The organism is Cobetia sp. PS-4MA, from assembly GCF_057670765.1.
The window spans coordinates 3,706,301-3,726,241 of sequence record NZ_CM173107.1 but is presented as its reverse complement, the minus strand read 5'-3'; the positions used below and the strand labels follow the sequence as shown (position 1 = coordinate 3,726,241).

Annotated in this window: 10 protein-coding genes, 2 tRNA genes and 6 rRNA genes; 12 read left to right on the top strand and 6 right to left on the bottom strand. The window is 57.2% G+C overall.

All coding sequences use genetic code 11. From position 1 onward, the window contains the following. The first annotated feature begins 12 nt into the window (after positions 1 to 12). The 4 genes from pssA (at position 13) to rrf (AC26AR_RS15640) (ending at position 6,419) form a co-directional block, all read left to right on the top strand. Positions 13 to 864 (top strand): CDP-diacylglycerol--serine O-phosphatidyltransferase, encoded by an 852-nt coding sequence (gene pssA, locus AC26AR_RS15655; RefSeq protein ID WP_077373497.1) that lies wholly within the window; start codon positions 13 to 15, stop codon positions 862 to 864. Between the two features lie 631 nt (positions 865 to 1,495). Beyond that, a 16S ribosomal RNA gene (locus AC26AR_RS15650) occupies positions 1,496 to 3,036 on the top strand. A 241-nt stretch (positions 3,037 to 3,277) separates the two neighbouring features. Next, positions 3,278 to 6,166: ribosomal RNA gene (locus AC26AR_RS15645) — 23S ribosomal RNA — on the top strand. A 137-nt stretch (positions 6,167 to 6,303) separates the two neighbouring features. Further along, a 5S ribosomal RNA gene (gene rrf / locus AC26AR_RS15640) occupies positions 6,304 to 6,419 on the top strand. Between the two features lie 274 nt (positions 6,420 to 6,693). Here rrf (AC26AR_RS15640) and AC26AR_RS15635 read toward each other — a convergent pair. After that, positions 6,694 to 6,987, bottom strand: a complete 294-nt coding sequence (locus AC26AR_RS15635; protein WP_479399728.1) for a hypothetical protein — start codon at positions 6,985 to 6,987, stop codon at positions 6,694 to 6,696. A gap of 304 nt (positions 6,988 to 7,291) precedes the next feature. Here AC26AR_RS15635 and AC26AR_RS15630 point away from each other — a divergent pair. From AC26AR_RS15630 to rrf (AC26AR_RS15610), 5 genes are all read left to right on the top strand, one after another. Further along, positions 7,292 to 8,832: ribosomal RNA gene (locus AC26AR_RS15630) — 16S ribosomal RNA — on the top strand. Between the two features lie 76 nt (positions 8,833 to 8,908). Continuing rightward, a tRNA-Ile gene (locus AC26AR_RS15625) sits at positions 8,909 to 8,985 on the top strand. A 39-nt stretch (positions 8,986 to 9,024) separates the two neighbouring features. Then, positions 9,025 to 9,100 (top strand) — tRNA-Ala (locus tag AC26AR_RS15620). 231 nt (positions 9,101 to 9,331) lie between these two features. After that, positions 9,332 to 12,220 (top strand): 23S ribosomal RNA (locus AC26AR_RS15615). A 138-nt stretch (positions 12,221 to 12,358) separates the two neighbouring features. Further along, positions 12,359 to 12,474: ribosomal RNA gene (gene rrf / locus AC26AR_RS15610) — 5S ribosomal RNA — on the top strand. The 16S, 23S and 5S rRNA genes sit together here with 2 tRNA genes alongside, the layout of an rRNA operon. Before the next feature lie 668 nt (positions 12,475 to 13,142). Here the strand turns inward: rrf (AC26AR_RS15610) and AC26AR_RS15605 are convergent. Next, a complete protein-coding gene (locus tag AC26AR_RS15605; RefSeq protein WP_077373522.1) occupies positions 13,143 to 14,039 on the bottom strand; it encodes a Tim44 domain-containing protein in 897 nt (298 codons plus the stop codon). A gap of 74 nt (positions 14,040 to 14,113) precedes the next feature. Here AC26AR_RS15605 and AC26AR_RS15600 point away from each other — a divergent pair, with 74 nt between their 5' ends. After that, positions 14,114 to 14,719 (top strand): isochorismatase family protein, encoded by a 606-nt coding sequence (locus AC26AR_RS15600; protein WP_240704374.1) that lies wholly within the window; start codon positions 14,114 to 14,116, stop codon positions 14,717 to 14,719. A 40-nt stretch (positions 14,720 to 14,759) separates the two neighbouring features. Here AC26AR_RS15600 and yaaA read toward each other — a convergent pair whose 3' ends face one another. From yaaA to AC26AR_RS15585, 3 genes are all read right to left on the bottom strand, one after another. After that, a complete protein-coding gene (gene yaaA, locus AC26AR_RS15595; protein WP_077373525.1) occupies positions 14,760 to 15,548 on the bottom strand; it encodes a peroxide stress protein YaaA in 789 nt (262 codons plus the stop codon). Between the two features lie 108 nt (positions 15,549 to 15,656). Then, positions 15,657 to 16,109 carry a DMT family transporter gene (locus tag AC26AR_RS15590; protein WP_077373528.1) on the bottom strand — a complete coding sequence of 151 codons (453 nt, stop codon included), beginning with the start codon at positions 16,107 to 16,109 and terminating at the stop codon, positions 15,657 to 15,659. A 68-nt stretch (positions 16,110 to 16,177) separates the two neighbouring features. Then, complete coding sequence (locus AC26AR_RS15585; protein WP_077373531.1) at positions 16,178 to 17,209, bottom strand: NADP(H)-dependent aldo-keto reductase; 1,032 nt, start codon at positions 17,207 to 17,209, stop codon at positions 16,178 to 16,180. A 314-nt stretch (positions 17,210 to 17,523) separates the two neighbouring features. Here AC26AR_RS15585 and AC26AR_RS15580 point away from each other — a divergent pair, with 314 nt between their 5' ends. Together AC26AR_RS15580 and AC26AR_RS15575 are read left to right on the top strand one after the other, a co-directional pair. Next, the gene (locus AC26AR_RS15580) at positions 17,524 to 18,009 is read left to right on the top strand and encodes a tetratricopeptide repeat protein (RefSeq protein WP_176504118.1); all 486 of its coding nucleotides are present in this window, start codon (positions 17,524 to 17,526) and stop codon (positions 18,007 to 18,009) included. 198 nt (positions 18,010 to 18,207) lie between these two features. Beyond that, positions 18,208 to 18,708: a 3'-5' exonuclease gene (locus AC26AR_RS15575; protein ID WP_077373537.1), complete on the top strand. Its 501-nt coding sequence runs from the start codon at positions 18,208 to 18,210 to the stop codon at positions 18,706 to 18,708. Between the two features lie 94 nt (positions 18,709 to 18,802). Here AC26AR_RS15575 and AC26AR_RS15570 read toward each other — a convergent pair whose 3' ends face one another. Continuing rightward, the gene (locus tag AC26AR_RS15570; protein ID WP_488107305.1) at positions 18,803 to 19,771 is read right to left on the bottom strand and encodes an NAD(P)H-quinone oxidoreductase; all 969 of its coding nucleotides are present in this window, start codon (positions 19,769 to 19,771) and stop codon (positions 18,803 to 18,805) included. Positions 19,772 to 19,941 lie beyond the last annotated feature (170 nt).

The following is a 19,941-nucleotide window of genomic DNA, read 5'->3' as shown; positions in this document are numbered from 1 at the left end:
GCAAGGAATCCCATGACTGACGAAAATCGACATCCCGGCGCAGAAGATGCCCCCGAAGAACCGACCCGCCGTAGCAGTTCCGTGCTGGACAAGGTGGTGGAAGAATTCACCGACGACAGCGAAGTCGTGGAAGAGGCCATCGAGGATGGCAAGCCCGTTCGTCGGCGTGGCATCTACCTGCTGCCCAACCTGTTCACCACGTCGGCATTGTTCTCTGGCTTCTTCGCTGTGGTATGTGCGCTGAACGGCGAGTTTGCCAATGCCTCCATCGCCATCTTCGTCTCGATGGTGCTGGATGGTCTCGATGGACGTGTGGCTCGCCTGACCAATACGCAAAGCGCCTTTGGTGCGGAGTACGACAGCCTGGCGGACATGTTGTCCTTCGGCGTGGCACCGGCACTGGTCACCTTCAGCTGGATTCTGCAGGATGTCGGCAAGATCGGCTGGATCGCCGCCTTCGTCTATGTCGCGGGTGCGGCGCTGCGCCTGGCGCGCTTCAATGTCCAGATAGGCTCCACCGACAAGAAGTGGTTCATCGGCCTGCCCAGTCCGGCAGCGGCGGCACTCGTGGCTGGCTGTGTGTGGACCATGCACAACTTTGACGCCGAGACCTTCGCCTTCAAGTCGCTGATGGTCTTCGTGGTCGCGGCTGCCGGTATCCTGATGGTGTCGAACATCAGGTACTACAGCTTCAAGGAGATCGACCTCAAGGGGCCGGTGCCCTTCGTCGCGCTGCTTGCCATCGTGCTGGCCTTCGTGGTCATCTCGCTGGAGCCGTCCGTGATGCTGCTGGGTCTGTTCGGTTGCTATGTCGCCAGTGGTCCGATCATGGCACTGGGCCGCAAGCTGCGCGGCAACAAGTAAGCGCCAGCTGCCATTGGTGTGATGATCGATATTCGGCCCCGCCATTTCTGGCGGGGCCGAATGCGTTTCTGGCCAGGGAAGAGATGTGTCAGCAAGCGACGGCGAGACGAGGCCAAAGGAGCAAGAAGAGGTGATGAGGGAAAAGGTGTCGCCCGCATGTCCTCGAAATGACAATCGATGGAAAAACCCCTTGCCCTCAGCCCGGTTCGTGCGTAAAGTACGCATCCGCTGCCGGGGACGCATGGCGTTACCAGCGGTGAAAGAGGTTTGCAGGTGATTGTTTTGTTTGATGTTTTTGAAGTCCGCTTCCAAATCATCGATTGACAATCCCGGGCGATTCGCTAGAATACGCCGCACTCCTTACGGGACAGGTGATCGAGCAACGCTCCTCACCGCTGGATGATGCTTAGAGGCAGTCGATTGACTCATCATCAAGTGCTTGACTTCTCAAGCGTTCCGGATAGAATATGCCTCCTCGCTTAACAGCGACGCTCTTTAAAAATTTGATCAGGTAATTCGTGTGAGCGCTTGCCGATGAGTGGTGACAAGGTCACCAAATATCGGAGCAAGCCTCTCACGAGAAGTTTGACTCTGAACCAAGTTTGGTCTGCTTAACAGACTATCAAGCTTTCAACTGAAGAGTTTGATCATGGCTCAGATTGAACGCTGGCGGCAGGCTTAACACATGCAAGTCGAGCGGAAACGATTCTAGCTTGCTAGAAGGCGTCGAGCGGCGGACGGGTGAGTAATGCATGGGAATCTGCCCGATAGTGGGGGACAACCTGGGGAAACTCAGGCTAATACCGCATACGTCCTACGGGAGAAAGCAGGGGATCTTCGGACCTTGCGCTATCGGATGAGCCCATGTCGGATTAGCTTGTTGGTGAGGTAACGGCTCACCAAGGCGACGATCCGTAGCTGGTCTGAGAGGATGATCAGCCACACTGGGACTGAGACACGGCCCAGACTCCTACGGGAGGCAGCAGTGGGGAATATTGGACAATGGGCGAAAGCCTGATCCAGCCATGCCGCGTGTGTGAAGAAGGCCTTCGGGTTGTAAAGCACTTTCAGCGAGGAAGAACGCTTCGGGATTAATACTCCCGAGGAAAGACATCACTCGCAGAAGAAGCACCGGCTAACTCCGTGCCAGCAGCCGCGGTAATACGGAGGGTGCAAGCGTTAATCGGAATTACTGGGCGTAAAGCGCGCGTAGGTGGCTAAGTCAGCCAGGTGTGAAAGCCCCGGGCTCAACCTGGGAACGGCATCTGGAACTGCTTGGCTAGAGTGCAGGAGAGGAAGGTAGAATTCCCGGTGTAGCGGTGAAATGCGTAGAGATCGGGAGGAATACCAGTGGCGAAGGCGGCCTTCTGGACTGACACTGACACTGAGGTGCGAAAGCGTGGGTAGCAAACAGGATTAGATACCCTGGTAGTCCACGCCGTAAACGATGTCAACTAGCCGTTGGGTCCCTTGAGGACTTAGTGGCGCAGCTAACGCAATAAGTTGACCGCCTGGGGAGTACGGCCGCAAGGTTAAAACTCAAATGAATTGACGGGGGCCCGCACAAGCGGTGGAGCATGTGGTTTAATTCGATGCAACGCGAAGAACCTTACCTACCCTTGACATCCAGAGGACTTTCCAGAGATGGATTGGTGCCTTCGGGAACTCTGAGACAGGTGCTGCATGGCTGTCGTCAGCTCGTGTTGTGAAATGTTGGGTTAAGTCCCGTAACGAGCGCAACCCCTATCCTTATTTGCCAGCGAGTAATGTCGGGAACTCTAAGGAGACTGCCGGTGACAAACCGGAGGAAGGTGGGGACGACGTCAAGTCATCATGGCCCTTACGGGTAGGGCTACACACGTGCTACAATGGCAAGTACAAAGGGTTGCAATACGGCGACGTGGAGCCAATCCCATAAAGCTTGCCTCAGTCCGGATTGGAGTCTGCAACTCGACTCCATGAAGTCGGAATCGCTAGTAATCGTGGATCAGAATGCCACGGTGAATACGTTCCCGGGCCTTGTACACACCGCCCGTCACACCATGGGAGTGGACTGCACCAGAAGTGGTTAGCCTAACCTTCGGGAGGGCGATCACCACGGTGTGGTTCATGACTGGGGTGAAGTCGTAACAAGGTAGCCCTAGGGGAACCTGGGGCTGGATCACCTCCTTATCGACACTGTCTATCGCTCGCGGCAAGTGCTCACAACGAATTACCTGATCTTATTGCTGGCTTAGCCGGCAGTGGCAAGCGTGCTCGACAGAGCGCGCTTCTCACTGTTCTCTGAACAGCCGCTCTTTAACAATGTGAATCATGCTGACGATGGAATGTGCGCCAAGCACATCTCCATCAAACGATATGTCGGAGAGGTCCGACAGATTCGTAATCCTTGACAGACCCCTTGGGGTTATATGGTCAAGCGATTAAGCGCATACGGTGGATGCCTTGGCAGCCAGAGGCGATGAAGGACGTGATAGCCTGCGATAAGCGTTGGCGAGGTGGCAAATACCCTGCGACCCAACGATTTCCGAATGGGGAAACCCACTCACCATCAGGTGAGTATCTATAGGCCAATACATAACCTATAGAGGCAAACCCGGGGAACTGAAACATCTAAGTACCCGGAGGAAAAGAAATCAACCGAGATTCCCCAAGTAGCGGCGAGCGAACGGGGACCAGCCCTTAAGCGATACAACTGACAGACGAACAAGCTGGGAAGCTTGACGATACAGGGTGATAGTCCCGTAGTCGAAGTCTGAGTATCGTGAAATCGAGTAGGTCGGGGCACGAGAAACCTTGACTGAACATGGGGGGACCATCCTCCAAGGCTAAATACTCCTGGCTGACCGATAGTGAACCAGTACCGTGAGGGAAAGGCGAAAAGAACCCCGGCGAGGGGAGTGAAATAGATCCTGAAACCGTATGCGTACAAGCAGTGGGAGCACCTTCGTGGTGTGACCGCGTACCTTTTGTATAATGGGTCAGCGACTTATATTCTGTGGCGAGCTTAACCGTATAGGGGAGGCGTAGCGAAAGCGAGTCTTAACTGGGCGACCAGTCGCAGGGTATAGACCCGAAACCGGGCGATCTATCCATGGCCAGGGTGAAGATTGAGTAACATCAATTGGAGGCCCGAACCCAAGTATGTTGAAAAATGCTGGGATGAGCTGTGGATCGGAGTGAAAGGCTAATCAAGCCCGGAGATAGCTGGTTCTCCTCGAAAGCTATTTAGGTAGCGCCTCACGTATCACCGCTGGGGGTAGAGCACTGTTTCGGCTAGGGGGTCATCCCGACTTACCAACCCGAGGCAAACTCCGAATACCAGTGAGTGCAGCGTGGGAGACACACAGCGGGTGCTAACGTCCGTTGTGAAAAGGGAAACAACCCAGACCGTCAGCTAAGGTCCCAAAATCCTGATTAAGTGGGAAACGATGTGGGAAGGCTCAGACAGCTAGGAGGTTGGCTTAGAAGCAGCCATCCTTTAAAGAAAGCGTAATAGCTCACTAGTCGAGTCGGCCTGCGCGGAAGATATAACGGGGCTAAATCAGGTACCGAAGCTACGGGTTCATCCTTATGGATGAGCGGTAGAGGAGCGTCGTGTAAGCCAATGAAGGTGGATTGAGAAGTCTGCTGGAGGTATCACGAGTGCGAATGCTGACATGAGTAACGATAAGGGGAGTGAAAAACTCCCCCGCCGGAAGACCAAGGTTTTCTGTTCTACGTTAATCGGAGCAGAGTGAGTCGGCCCCTAAGGCGAGGCGGAAACGCGTAGTCGATGGGAAACGGGTTAATATTCCCGTACCGGATGTGGTTGCGATGGGGGGACGAAGAAGGCTAGGTGAGCCAGGCGTTGGTTGTCCTGGTGAAAGCATGTAGGCCGAGGAATCAGGCAAATCCGGTTCCTCTGAGGTCGAGATGCGAGACGAACTGACTACGGTCAGGAAGTCATCGATGCCACGCTTCCAGGAAAAGCCTCTAAGCTTCAGATCACATGCGACCGTACCCCAAACCGACACAGGTGGTCAGGTAGAGAATACCAAGGCGCTTGAGAGAACTCGGGTGAAGGAACTAGGCAAAATGGCACCGTAACTTCGGGAGAAGGTGCACCGGTTCGAGTGAAGGACTTGCTCCGTAAGCTCTTACCGGTCGAAGATACCAGGTGGCTGCAACTGTTTATTAAAAACACAGCACTCTGCAAACGCGCAAGCGGACGTATAGGGTGTGACGCCTGCCCGGTGCCGGAAGGTTAATTGATGGGGTTAGGATTCGTCCGAAGCTCTTGATCGAAGCCCCGGTAAACGGCGGCCGTAACTATAACGGTCCTAAGGTAGCGAAATTCCTTGTCGGGTAAGTTCCGACCTGCACGAATGGCGTAATGATGGCCACGCTGTCTCCACCCGAGACTCAGTGAAATTGAAATCGCAGTGAAGATGCTGTGTACCCGCGGCTAGACGGAAAGACCCCGTGAACCTTTACTATAGCTTTACACTGGATGCTGATGTTGTCTGTGTAGGATAGCTGGGAGGCTTTGAAACCACGTCGCCAGATGCGGTGGAGCCAACCTTGAAATACCAGCCTGACATCATTGGCGTTCTAACTCAGGTCCGTCATCCGGATCGAGGACAGTGTATGGTGGGTAGTTTGACTGGGGCGGTCTCCTCCTAAAGAGTAACGGAGGAGCACGAAGGTACCCTCAGCACGGTTGGAAATCGTGCATTGAGTGCAAGAGCATAAGGGTGCTTGACTGCGAGACAGACACGTCGAGCAGGTACGAAAGTAGGTTCTAGTGATCCGGTGGTTCTGTATGGAAGGGCCATCGCTCAACGGATAAAAGGTACTCCGGGGATAACAGGCTGATACCGCCCAAGAGTTCACATCGACGGCGGTGTTTGGCACCTCGATGTCGGCTCATCACATCCTGGGGCTGAAGTCGGTCCCAAGGGTATGGCTGTTCGCCATTTAAAGTGGTACGCGAGCTGGGTTTAGAACGTCGTGAGACAGTTCGGTCCCTATCTGCCGTGGGCGTCGGAAGTTTGAGAAGAGCTGCTCCTAGTACGAGAGGACCGGAGTGGACGAACCTCTGGTGTTCGGGTTGTCATGCCAATGGCATTGCCCGGTAGCTACGTTCGGACGGGATAACCGCTGAAAGCATCTAAGCGGGAAGCCCCCTTCAAGATGAGACTTCCCTGAGGCCTTGCGCCTCCTGAAGGGCCCTTGAAGACTACAAGGTTGATAGGCTGGGTGTGGAAGCACAGCAATGTGTTGAGCTAACCAGTACTAATTGCCCGTGAGGCTTGACCATATAACACCCAAGGGGTTTGCTTTGGCAAACGCCGGGATTGCGACAGGATCGACAACATATCGGTCAGCATGATTCATATTGCGAGTCGCGAGGCCACAAGCCTCGAGACTCAGGCACCGCAAGGTGCCACCGTTTCGCCTGACGACCATAGCGAGCGTGAACCACCCGATCCCATGCCGAACTCGGAAGTGAAACCGCTTAGCGCCGATGGTAGTGTGGAGTTTCTCCATGTGAGAGTAGGTCATCGTCAGGCACTTATACTGAACCGCCCCTGCAGCCCAGCTGCAGGGGCGGTTCTCTTTGTGCGCGGAAAAAGTGGTGCTTGGAGAGGTGGTGCACAGAAAAATGGCGCACTGGAATGTGATACCAGAATCTTGGTGATCTTCGACGTGCCAGGTGAACGTACAAGTCTTCATACGCTTCGAGTGGGGAGGGCGCACGGTCCTGGTGGTGCTCACACCGCATGGGTAAAGATATTGTCTCGTTCCAGGTCGGTAATGGGGTGTGGAAAACTTTCATTGAGCGGCTCATGTCAGGTTATCCACACCCCTTTTTTCCAGGTGTGACTCTCGGGAATCATCAGAGCGATCGATCAGGCCCGCTTCTTTACCATGATGTCGTCCTGAATCGTGACGGCCGAAAGCGCCGAACACTGCATGGCTGGATGCTTTTTGAAGAAAGCGCTTGCACTTGCAGAGGTGAATGCGTAAAGTACGCATCCGCTGCCGGGGACGCATGGCGTTACCAGCGGTAAAAGAGGTTTGCAGGTGATTGTTTTGTTTGATGTTTTTGAAGTCCGCTTCCAAATCATCGATTGACAATTCCGGGCGATTCGCTAGAATACGCCGCACTCCTTACGGAACAGGTGATCGGGCAACGCTCCTCACCGCTGGATGATGCTTAGAGGCAGTCGATTGACTCATCATCAAGTGCTTGACTTCTCAAGCGTTCCGGATAGAATATGCCTCCTCGCTTAACAGCGACGCTCTTTAAAAATTTGATCAGGTAATTCGTGTGAGCGCTTGCCGATGAGTGGTGACAAGGTCACCAAATATCGGAGCAAGCCTCTCACGAGAAGTTTGACTCTGAACCAAGTTTGGTCTGCTTAACAGACTATCAAGCTTTCAACTGAAGAGTTTGATCATGGCTCAGATTGAACGCTGGCGGCAGGCTTAACACATGCAAGTCGAGCGGAAACGATTCTAGCTTGCTAGAAGGCGTCGAGCGGCGGACGGGTGAGTAATGCATGGGAATCTGCCCGATAGTGGGGGACAACCTGGGGAAACTCAGGCTAATACCGCATACGTCCTACGGGAGAAAGCAGGGGATCTTCGGACCTTGCGCTATCGGATGAGCCCATGTCGGATTAGCTTGTTGGTGAGGTAACGGCTCACCAAGGCGACGATCCGTAGCTGGTCTGAGAGGATGATCAGCCACACTGGGACTGAGACACGGCCCAGACTCCTACGGGAGGCAGCAGTGGGGAATATTGGACAATGGGCGAAAGCCTGATCCAGCCATGCCGCGTGTGTGAAGAAGGCCTTCGGGTTGTAAAGCACTTTCAGCGAGGAAGAACGCTTCGGGATTAATACTCCCGAGGAAAGACATCACTCGCAGAAGAAGCACCGGCTAACTCCGTGCCAGCAGCCGCGGTAATACGGAGGGTGCAAGCGTTAATCGGAATTACTGGGCGTAAAGCGCGCGTAGGTGGCTAAGTCAGCCAGGTGTGAAAGCCCCGGGCTCAACCTGGGAACGGCATCTGGAACTGCTTGGCTAGAGTGCAGGAGAGGAAGGTAGAATTCCCGGTGTAGCGGTGAAATGCGTAGAGATCGGGAGGAATACCAGTGGCGAAGGCGGCCTTCTGGACTGACACTGACACTGAGGTGCGAAAGCGTGGGTAGCAAACAGGATTAGATACCCTGGTAGTCCACGCCGTAAACGATGTCAACTAGCCGTTGGGTCCCTTGAGGACTTAGTGGCGCAGCTAACGCAATAAGTTGACCGCCTGGGGAGTACGGCCGCAAGGTTAAAACTCAAATGAATTGACGGGGGCCCGCACAAGCGGTGGAGCATGTGGTTTAATTCGATGCAACGCGAAGAACCTTACCTACCCTTGACATCCAGAGGACTTTCCAGAGATGGATTGGTGCCTTCGGGAACTCTGAGACAGGTGCTGCATGGCTGTCGTCAGCTCGTGTTGTGAAATGTTGGGTTAAGTCCCGTAACGAGCGCAACCCCTATCCTTATTTGCCAGCGAGTAATGTCGGGAACTCTAAGGAGACTGCCGGTGACAAACCGGAGGAAGGTGGGGACGACGTCAAGTCATCATGGCCCTTACGGGTAGGGCTACACACGTGCTACAATGGCAAGTACAAAGGGTTGCAATACGGCGACGTGGAGCCAATCCCATAAAGCTTGCCTCAGTCCGGATTGGAGTCTGCAACTCGACTCCATGAAGTCGGAATCGCTAGTAATCGTGGATCAGAATGCCACGGTGAATACGTTCCCGGGCCTTGTACACACCGCCCGTCACACCATGGGAGTGGACTGCACCAGAAGTGGTTAGCCTAACCTTCGGGAGGGCGATCACCACGGTGTGGTTCATGACTGGGGTGAAGTCGTAACAAGGTAGCCCTAGGGGAACCTGGGGCTGGATCACCTCCTTATCGACACTGTCTACTGCTCGCGGCAAGTGCTCACAACGAATTACCTGATCAAGTTAGTTTATCGAGTAGTAGTGTCGGGTCTGTAGCTCAGTTGGTTAGAGCGCACCCCTGATAAGGGTGAGGTCGGCAGTTCAAATCTGCCCAGACCCACCAAAAGCTTCGTGCTTTTGTCGACACGGTTTGCCGACTTTTGGGGCCATAGCTCAGCTGGGAGAGCGCCTGCCTTGCACGCAGGAGGTCAGCGGTTCGATCCCGCTTGGCTCCACCATCAAGTTCCGGTTCAAGCTTCTACTACCTGATAATGCTGACAGTTCACAGTGACAAGCATATCGCCTTCCTCGAGAAGGTTGTGTGACTTCTCACTGTTCTCTGAACAGCCGCTCTTTAACAATGTGAATCATGCTGACGATGGAATGTGCGCCAAGCACATCTCCATCAAACGATATGTCGGAGAGGTCCGACAGATTCGTAATCCTTGACAGACCCCTTGGGGTTATATGGTCAAGCGATTAAGCGCATACGGTGGATGCCTTGGCAGCCAGAGGCGATGAAGGACGTGATAGCCTGCGATAAGCGTTGGCGAGGTGGCAAATACCCTGCGACCCAACGATTTCCGAATGGGGAAACCCACTCACCATCAGGTGAGTATCTATAGGCCAATACATAACCTATAGAGGCAAACCCGGGGAACTGAAACATCTAAGTACCCGGAGGAAAAGAAATCAACCGAGATTCCCCAAGTAGCGGCGAGCGAACGGGGACCAGCCCTTAAGCGATACAACTGACAGACGAACAAGCTGGGAAGCTTGACGATACAGGGTGATAGTCCCGTAGTCGAAGTCTGAGTATCGTGAAATCGAGTAGGTCGGGGCACGAGAAACCTTGACTGAACATGGGGGGACCATCCTCCAAGGCTAAATACTCCTGGCTGACCGATAGTGAACCAGTACCGTGAGGGAAAGGCGAAAAGAACCCCGGCGAGGGGAGTGAAATAGATCCTGAAACCGTATGCGTACAAGCAGTGGGAGCACCTTCGTGGTGTGACCGCGTACCTTTTGTATAATGGGTCAGCGACTTATATTCTGTGGCGAGCTTAACCGTATAGGGGAGGCGTAGCGAAAGCGAGTCTTAACTGGGCGACCAGTCGCAGGGTATAGACCCGAAACCGGGCGATCTATCCATGGCCAGGGTGAAGATTGAGTAACATCAATTGGAGGCCCGAACCCAAGTATGTTGAAAAATGCTGGGATGAGCTGTGGATCGGAGTGAAAGGCTAATCAAGCCCGGAGATAGCTGGTTCTCCTCGAAAGCTATTTAGGTAGCGCCTCACGTATCACCGCTGGGGGTAGAGCACTGTTTCGGCTAGGGGGTCATCCCGACTTACCAACCCGAGGCAAACTCCGAATACCAGTGAGTGCAGCGTGGGAGACACACAGCGGGTGCTAACGTCCGTTGTGAAAAGGGAAACAACCCAGACCGTCAGCTAAGGTCCCAAAATCCTGATTAAGTGGGAAACGATGTGGGAAGGCTCAGACAGCTAGGAGGTTGGCTTAGAAGCAGCCATCCTTTAAAGAAAGCGTAATAGCTCACTAGTCGAGTCGGCCTGCGCGGAAGATATAACGGGGCTAAATCAGGTACCGAAGCTACGGGTTCATCCTTATGGATGAGCGGTAGAGGAGCGTCGTGTAAGCCAATGAAGGTGGATTGAGAAGTCTGCTGGAGGTATCACGAGTGCGAATGCTGACATGAGTAACGATAAGGGGAGTGAAAAACTCCCCCGCCGGAAGACCAAGGTTTTCTGTTCTACGTTAATCGGAGCAGAGTGAGTCGGCCCCTAAGGCGAGGCGGAAACGCGTAGTCGATGGGAAACGGGTTAATATTCCCGTACCGGATGTGGTTGCGATGGGGGGACGAAGAAGGCTAGGTGAGCCAGGCGTTGGTTGTCCTGGTGAAAGCATGTAGGCCGAGGAATCAGGCAAATCCGGTTCCTCTGAGGTCGAGATGCGAGACGAACTGACTACGGTCAGGAAGTCATCGATGCCACGCTTCCAGGAAAAGCCTCTAAGCTTCAGATCACATGCGACCGTACCCCAAACCGACACAGGTGGTCAGGTAGAGAATACCAAGGCGCTTGAGAGAACTCGGGTGAAGGAACTAGGCAAAATGGCACCGTAACTTCGGGAGAAGGTGCACCGGTTCGAGTGAAGGACTTGCTCCGTAAGCTCTTACCGGTCGAAGATACCAGGTGGCTGCAACTGTTTATTAAAAACACAGCACTCTGCAAACGCGCAAGCGGACGTATAGGGTGTGACGCCTGCCCGGTGCCGGAAGGTTAATTGATGGGGTTAGGATTCGTCCGAAGCTCTTGATCGAAGCCCCGGTAAACGGCGGCCGTAACTATAACGGTCCTAAGGTAGCGAAATTCCTTGTCGGGTAAGTTCCGACCTGCACGAATGGCGTAATGATGGCCACGCTGTCTCCACCCGAGACTCAGTGAAATTGAAATCGCAGTGAAGATGCTGTGTACCCGCGGCTAGACGGAAAGACCCCGTGAACCTTTACTATAGCTTTACACTGGATGCTGATGTTGTCTGTGTAGGATAGCTGGGAGGCTTTGAAACCACGTCGCCAGATGCGGTGGAGCCAACCTTGAAATACCAGCCTGACATCATTGGCGTTCTAACTCAGGTCCGTCATCCGGATCGAGGACAGTGTATGGTGGGTAGTTTGACTGGGGCGGTCTCCTCCTAAAGAGTAACGGAGGAGCACGAAGGTACCCTCAGCACGGTTGGAAATCGTGCATTGAGTGCAAGAGCATAAGGGTGCTTGACTGCGAGACAGACACGTCGAGCAGGTACGAAAGTAGGTTCTAGTGATCCGGTGGTTCTGTATGGAAGGGCCATCGCTCAACGGATAAAAGGTACTCCGGGGATAACAGGCTGATACCGCCCAAGAGTTCACATCGACGGCGGTGTTTGGCACCTCGATGTCGGCTCATCACATCCTGGGGCTGAAGTCGGTCCCAAGGGTATGGCTGTTCGCCATTTAAAGTGGTACGCGAGCTGGGTTTAGAACGTCGTGAGACAGTTCGGTCCCTATCTGCCGTGGGCGTCGGAAGTTTGAGAAGAGCTGCTCCTAGTACGAGAGGACCGGAGTGGACGAACCTCTGGTGTTCGGGTTGTCATGCCAATGGCATTGCCCGGTAGCTACGTTCGGACGGGATAACCGCTGAAAGCATCTAAGCGGGAAGCCCCCTTCAAGATGAGACTTCCCTGAGGCCTTGCGCCTCCTGAAGGGCCCTTGAAGACTACAAGGTTGATAGGCTGGGTGTGGAAGCACAGCAATGTGTTGAGCTAACCAGTACTAATTGCCCGTGAGGCTTGACCATATAACACCCAAGGGGTTTGCGCAGGCAAACCGCCGGGATTGCGACAGGATCGACGACATATCGGTCAGCATGATTCATATTGCGAGTCGCGAGGCCACAAGCCTCGAGACTCAGGCATCGCAAGATGCCACCGTTTCGCCTGACGACCATAGCGAGCGTGAACCACCCGATCCCATGCCGAACTCGGAAGTGAAACCGCTTAGCGCCGATGGTAGTGTGGAGTTTCTCCATGTGAGAGTAGGTCATCGTCAGGCACTTATCCCGAACCGCCCCTGCAGCCTTGCTGCAGGGGCGGTTCTATTTGTGCGCGGAAAAAGTGGCACGAAAGAGAAGAGAGACAAAGGAAGGACTGCGTCGTGCTTGCCAGGGGAAGCCGTAGACGGGGAGCAGAGTTCCAGGGAGTCGCAGGGGGCAAGAGAGCAAGAGAGCAAGAGGGTGTGGAAACCTCGCTGTACGATTCCTTGGGGTATTCACATCGTGTCGACTGTCGGGGTGATGCACGTGAGCGCCGTGAGGCTCGCATGAGTCCGTTGTTTCCGAGAGCGGAGGAAGTGCTATGGCGGCTTCTCTTTATCGAGCGTCAAGCGTCGCGGGTTGCGCACCTCGGAGTTGCTCGACTTTTTCTTCATCAGGGTGAACTAAAGCGTCATGCCAGACTCTGAGTAGGTGAGTTTCGACGTTCCCTTGCTTAGAAACTTGTCTGTGCTATCCCATCAGCAGACTTTTTGAGATATGGCACTCCTGCCTTGCAGTCGAGCAGCCAGTCCGCCGGCCACTTCCCCAGTGGCCGGTTTTTTTATGTCTGCCGTCTGGCTCCTTGCCTTGCAGGCATGAAAAAGCGGCCGGATGAGTGATCATCCGGCCGCTCTGGTATCTGATGGAGTCCTCAGTGTGAAGACCGCATCAGGGAGGGAGGAGCTGTTTAGCTGTTCTGCTCGATACCCTGAATGTACCAGTCTGCACCATCGCGTAGCTCACGGACCAGGTGCCAGGTCTCGTTGAACTCGTTCTGCTCGCCATTCTCGTCGAGCACGCCGTGGAACAGCACTGTCGCTTCCGCCTGCTTGCCGATTTCCTGCACGCTGCCCAGTTCAGCGAACAGACGCACGACTTCGGTACGGTTGTTGGCTGGCTGCTGAGCGCGTTCTTCGCGCAGCATGTTGTAGAGCTCCGGCGTCACGTATTCCTGGATGCGCGGCAGGTCATTGTTGTCCCAGGCGCGTTGCAGGGTCATGAAGTGCTCCTTGGCACCACCGAGGAACTGTTCCTTGTCGAACCAGGCAGGCTCACTGACGGGAGCTCCGCCGCCCAGCCCTGCACCGATACCGCCAGCAGGCGCCAGCGACTCGCCCTGCTCCTGGTGCGCTTCACGTGCCTGCACATTACGTGGCTGATCATCGTGACGGGGGGAGGCGCTACCGCTGCCTGCCGGCCCGCCGCTCGCCATGGCGGCCTTCTTGCGCGCGCTCAGGAACTTGAAGGCGATGAAGGCGATCACCGCGATGATCAGGAAGTCTGTCATGCGCAGACCATCGAAGGCGCCACCGAAGAACAGCGACGCCAGCAGACCACCTGCCAGCAGACCTGCCAGCGGACCGGCAAACTTGGACAGACCGCTGGAGGGCTTGGACTTCGCTGCAGTGCTGCTGTTGGTGGCCTTGTTGCTGCCAAACAGTGAGCTGGAGGATTTTCCGCTGTCAGCGGATCGTGAGTAGCTACCGAAACTCTTGCCGCCGCCGAGGCGCTTGGCCTCCGCGTGTTCGACGCTCAGACCGAAGCCGAGCAAGCCGACCATCAGCATGATGAACAGATGGCGCATGTGGGATCTCCTTGGATGCGCTAGCGTGTAAGTGGAAGCCCCATTCTAGCCCTAGAATCGACGTGGGAGGACCAATGGACGACGAAAAGTCTCAACACCTGATGGCGAGGCGGTCATTGTTGTTGCTGATCGACTTTCAGGCCCGCCTGATGCCGGTACTGAGTGGCGGAACCGAAGCCATCAACAGTGCCATCTGGCTGGGCGGCATCGCCCAGGCGCTGGAAATTCCCGTGTGGCTGACGGAGCACTGTCCGGACAAGCTGGGCGAAAGCGCTCCCATGACACACTTGCTGAGCGAGCGAACCCGCTGCTTCACCAAGCGCAGCTTCAGCGCGCTGGAGGCGCAGGATTTTCGAAAGGCGCTGGAGCAGAGCGGATGTGATCAACTGGTGGTATGTGGTGCCGAGGCGCATGTCTGCGTGATGCAGACCGTGCTGTCACTATGCGGTGCGGGGTATCGAGTGGCGCTGGTAGCTGATGGTGTCGCCAGTCGCCGCCCGCGTGAGGCAGCATTGGGAGTGACCCGCTGCGAGGCGGCGGGGGCCAGTATCGTCAGCGCCGAGATGGTGGCTTACGAATGGCTTGGAAGCGCGGATCACGTCCTTTTCGGCGATATTCATCGCCGTTATCTCAAACCCCGGGCAGGAGAGCACCTGGCGTTCCCCGGGTTGGGTGGGTGAGTCGCAGGGCGACCTGCAAGGGCGACCTGCAGGGCGCGCGTCAGGCGCGCGCCGCGTCGGCTTCACTGCGCGTGAAGACCAGCGTATCGCCCTCTGAGGCGGCATTGGAGAAGCGGTAACCGGCCACATCGAAGTCCTTGAGGTCCTCGGCCGTCTCGATATCGTGCTTGAGCATCCAGGCGCTCATCAGGCCGCGTGCACGCTTGGCGTAGAAGCTGATGATCTTGGACTGACCATTCTTCTCGTCCTTGAAGACCGGCGTCACGATACGGTGGCGGAATGCCTTGGCGTCGATGGCCTTGAAGTACTCGTTGGAGGCCAGATTGACCAGTATTGGCGTGCCACTGTCTTCGACGGCCTGCTCCAGTGCCGGCGTCAGCGTCTTGCGCCAGTAGGCGTAGAGGTCCTTGCCGGCCGGGTTGCTCAGGCGGGTGCCCATCTCCAGGCGATACGGCTGGATGAGATCCAGCGGGCGCAGTAGCCCGTAGAGGCCGGAGAGAATGCGCAGCCTGTGTTGCGCGCGCTCGAATTCTTCCTCGCTGAACGTTTCTGCCGCCATGCCCTGATAGACATCTCCCTGAAAGGCCAGTACCGCCTGCTTGGCGTTGTCTGGCGTGAAGGGGGGCTGCCATTCCTGAAAGCGAGCGGCATTGAGGCCGGCCAGCTTGTCGGAAAGCTTCATGAGGCTTGCGATGTCCTGCGGTGATTGCTCGCGCAGGATATCGATCAGTGGCTGAGCCTGATCAAGAAAGTCGGGTTGGGTATGACGGGAGGTCACGGGGGCGCTGTCGAAATCCAGCGACTTGGCGGGCGAAATCACACTCAGCATGAAGACCTCCTGACAGGGGAAAGGTCTCAGTATATCAGGCAGACAAGATGGCCCCGAGTCCGTCGGGACTATCGGGGCCATAGATTGCGATGCGTGACGCCAAAGGCATCAATAGCGTCGGATCAGGAAGACGCCAGCGAACAGCAACAGCACGCCCGCCACGCGCCCCAGCGAGAGATCATGCTGCGGGAAGGTTGCCCAACCGAAGTGATCCAGAACGACCGAAGCCGTCAGCTGGCCCGCCAGGAAGGTGGCCATCATGGTGGCCGCGCCCAGCTTGGGTACCAGGATCACGCTGGCTGCCACGAAGAAGGCCCCCAGCAGACCACCGGTCCAGCTCCACCAGGGAGCCGCTTTCAGGGCACCAATACCCGGCATGGGCAATCGCATGGCCAGCACGATACCGATCAGGGCGATCGAGCCGATCACGAAGCTGACCATGGCGGCCATGAGCGAACTGTGGGTCTGCAGGGCCAGCGTGGAATTGACGCCGGCCTGGATCGGCATCATGGCACCGGCGGCCACGGCCATGAGAATCATGCTCAGTTCAGCGGGATTCATGGGGTTTCCTTGGAGACGAACAGGCCGGTCATCACGACCGGCCTGTCGGGTTGCGCGTCAGGGACAGATCAGGGGCAGGGGTTCGGCGCGGTGTTGTGGATCATCTCGATCTCGGCCAGCACCTCGTCGCTCAGTTCCACCTCGAGGCTTTTGATGTTGCTCTCCAGCTGCAGCATGGTGGTGGCACCGATGATGTTGCTGGTCAGGAACGGACGCGTGTTGACGAAGGCGAGTGCCATCTGCGCCGGGTTCAGGCCATGACGGCGTGCGATATCCACGTAGCAGGCGATGACGTGCTGGGCCGGCTCCGCGTTGTAGCGCTGGAAGCGCTCGAACAGGGTCAGACGCGCGCCTTCCGGACGGGCGCCATCCAGATACTTGCCGGACAGGGTGCCGAAGGCCAGCGGCGAATAGGCGAGCAGGCCCACATCTTCGCGGTGCGCGAACTCGGCCAGCCCGACCTCAAAGCTGCGGTTGACCAGATTGTAGGGATTCTGGACGCTGGCGACGCGCGGCAGATTCAGGCGCTCGGCCAGATTCAGGCACTGCATCACGCCCCAGGGCGTCTCGTTGGACAGACCCACGGCGCGAATCTTGCCCGCGGTGACCAGTTCGCCAAGGGCGGAGAGGCTTTCTTCCAGCGGCGTCATGTCCTCGTCTTCCACCGGCTGGTAACCCAGCTTGCCGAAGAAGTTGGTCTTGCGATCCGGCCAATGCAGCTGATAGAGGTCGATGTAATCGGTGCCCAGACGGCGCAGGTTGTCGTCACAGGCGGCGATGATCTGCTCGCGGGTCAGGCGTGAACCACCGCGGAGGTAGTCCATGCCCGGGCCGGTGACCTTGGTGGCGATCTTGACCTGGTCACGGTTGCCGCGTGCGGCCAGCCAGCTGCCGATGTACTGCTCGGTGCGGCCCTGGGTCTCGCCATTGGGCGGGACAGGGTACATCTCGGCGGTATCGATGAAGTCGATGCCGGCATCGAGCGCACGATCCAGCTGCTGGTGGGCATCGGCTTCGCTGTTCTGCTCACCAAAGGTCATGGTGCCAAGGCACAGCAGACTCACGTCAATGCCGGTGCGGCCTAGAGCTCTACGTTGCATGCAGGATTCCCCTGTCGGGTGGTTGGCAAAAGCGGGTAAGGCGAGCGTGCGTCGCCTGCGTGTGTCAGGGCAGGTACGGCGGCGGTTTCACTCGTGGGACGGCGCACATATTAGCAGCGTAACAAAAACCCACAAGGCGGGCTTGAGTCCCCCTGATTGCGCGAGTATGCTTGGCGCCCCGTTGTCAGGGGAGCAGCCTCGCGAGGCCGCCCGCATGGGCAAACTGACAGCGTTGGCAAGGAGAACAGCGTCGCAGGCTCAGGAAAGGGCCAGATACGGCGTCATCCCTCTTATCTGTTTCAAGGTTACTCGTCATGCCGCAGGCCTCAACCCTGATGACCGGACTGAAATACCGCCTGGCGGAGCGTCTGTTCCACGCCTCCTGGCTTTCCGGCTCTCAGCAGAAGCATCGTCTGACCATGCGTCTGTTCAATCACTGCGCCAAGGCCGGTCATACCGGTGCGCTGTCATTGTACGGCCACATGCTGTTCCAGCGCGGCAGTTCGGCGCAGGAAAAGGCCAAGGGTGCCCGTTTCGTCGTCAAGGCGGCACAGGCGGGTGACATCCATGCCCAGTACCAGGCAGGGTGCATCTACGAGCATGGCTGCGCGCAATACCAGAGTGACCCGGCCAAGGCCGTGACCTGGTATGCACGTGCGGCAGAGCGTCATCATGCGCTTGCCGCGCAGCGCCTGGCACGTGCCTATCGTGAAGGCTCGCTGGGGCTGGCGGTCTGCCCGCACAAGGCGGAGCACTGGGAAGCGCATGCACGCAGCGGTGACGACGCCGCCCTCCACTGAGCCAATCCGACGGCTGCTGCCGTCGTCGATCGCCTCCTCTGACAGCGCCCTCCTCGTGAGGGCGCTGTCGTCTCCGTCTCTTCTGATGCCCACCGGATGAGCAGGACTCGCCAAACGGGGGGCAATTCCCGTAACCTGAAGACATTCAACCCCTTCTTGCCTGGTCCTTGGCTGCCTAAGATACCGTGGGAGACGCGTGTGACGCTGCCTATTCTGCTCGATATTGAAGCCTCCGGCTTTGGCCGCGGCAGCTACCCGATCGAGATCGGTCTGGCGCGTACCGATGGCAGCAGCTGTGCCTTCCTCATCCAGCCGCTGGAAGAGTGGGTGCACTGGGACCCCAAGGCTGAGTTGTTGCATGGTATTTCACGCGCCCGATTGGCACGTGAAGGTCGCCCGGTGCGGGAAGTGGCGCAGTGGATCAATGATGAGCTGAGCGAGACACGTATCGCGTACAGCGATAGCTGGGGCTACGACAATACCTGGTTGTCGTTGCTGTTCCATCATGCCGGCATGCTGCCGCATTTCCGGCTGGAAGCGCTGCGCCGGCTGCTGGATGAGGAGCAGCTGAATCGCTGGGCCGAGCTCAAGGAAGCCGTGATCGCCGAAGGCGGCATCCAGCGCCATCGCGCTGGAGATGATGCCCGTCTGCTGCAACTGACCTGGCAGAAGGCCCAGGCCATCGAGCGCAACGACTGAGCGTTCAGCCCGGCGAAAGATGACCGGCGTGAAAGCCCCTGCAGAAGGCAGCCCATCGGGCTGCCTTCTTGCGTTCTGCCAGTCGACGACGGACTCAGGCCCCGCTTACCGCCAGCAGCACCTTGCCAGTGCTGGCGTTGTCCTGCACATAGGCATGCGCAGCCTCGGCGTCCTGGATCGGCCAGCTCTTGTCGATATGCGGACGTATCTCGCCTCGCGCCAGGCGTGGCCAGACGTGGACATAGAGTGCATCCAGCACCATGCCCTTGCCCTTGGGCGAGCGGGAACGCAGGGTCGAGCCGATCAACCGCTGGCGCTTCATCAGCATGCGCCCCAGATCCAGCTCGTCCATGCGTCCGCCCATCAGGCCGATCAATACCATGCGGCCATCCTGATTCAGGACCTGCTGATTGCCTGACAGGTAGCCGCCGCCGACCGGGTCGAGAATCATGTCAGCGCCGCCCCATTCGTTCACGGCATCGACGAAACTGCCATCGTGGCGATTCCAGCCGGCATCGGCCCCCAGCCGCAGGCAGGTGTCCAGCTTCTCCTGACTGCCGACGATCACGAAGCAGGGATGGCCGAACAGGCCGCACAGCTGGATGGCAGTGGTGCCGATACCGCTGGCCCCGGCGTGCAGCAGGACGCGTTCCTTGTGCTTGAGGTTGCCCTCGATGAACAGGTTCAGCCAGGCGGTGGCGAACATCTCCGGCAGGGCAGCCGCCTCACGCAGGCCGTAGCCCTCCGGCACCGGCAGTACCTGCAGGGCATTGACCACCACCTCTTCGGCATAGCCTCCGCCTGCCAGCAGGGCGCAGACCGGGTCCCCCACCTGGAAGCGTTCCACGTGTCTGCCTACCTCGAGGATGGTGCCGCTGACCTCGAGACCGAGAATCTCGCTTTCCGCGGCCGGGGGCGGATACTGCCCGGCGCGCTGCATCAGATCCGCGCGGTTGACGCCGGCCCAGGCCACCTGGATACGCACCTCGTCCGAGGCGATACCTGAAGGGGCCTCGGTTTCCTGCCAGACCAGCGCCTCGTTCTCGACGGCTATCGCATACATTCGCTATCTCCTTGGCTTGGCAACCGTGGCTGCCTTGCTGTGATCGCTCCGTCCTCAGACGGATGTCTGTCATCTCACTGTACGGGGACTGTGACGCACCTGTCATGAAGTGGCGCGATTCTGACGTGATATCAAGCCTCTGTTTCAGACTGCGAGTGACGCACCGCGTT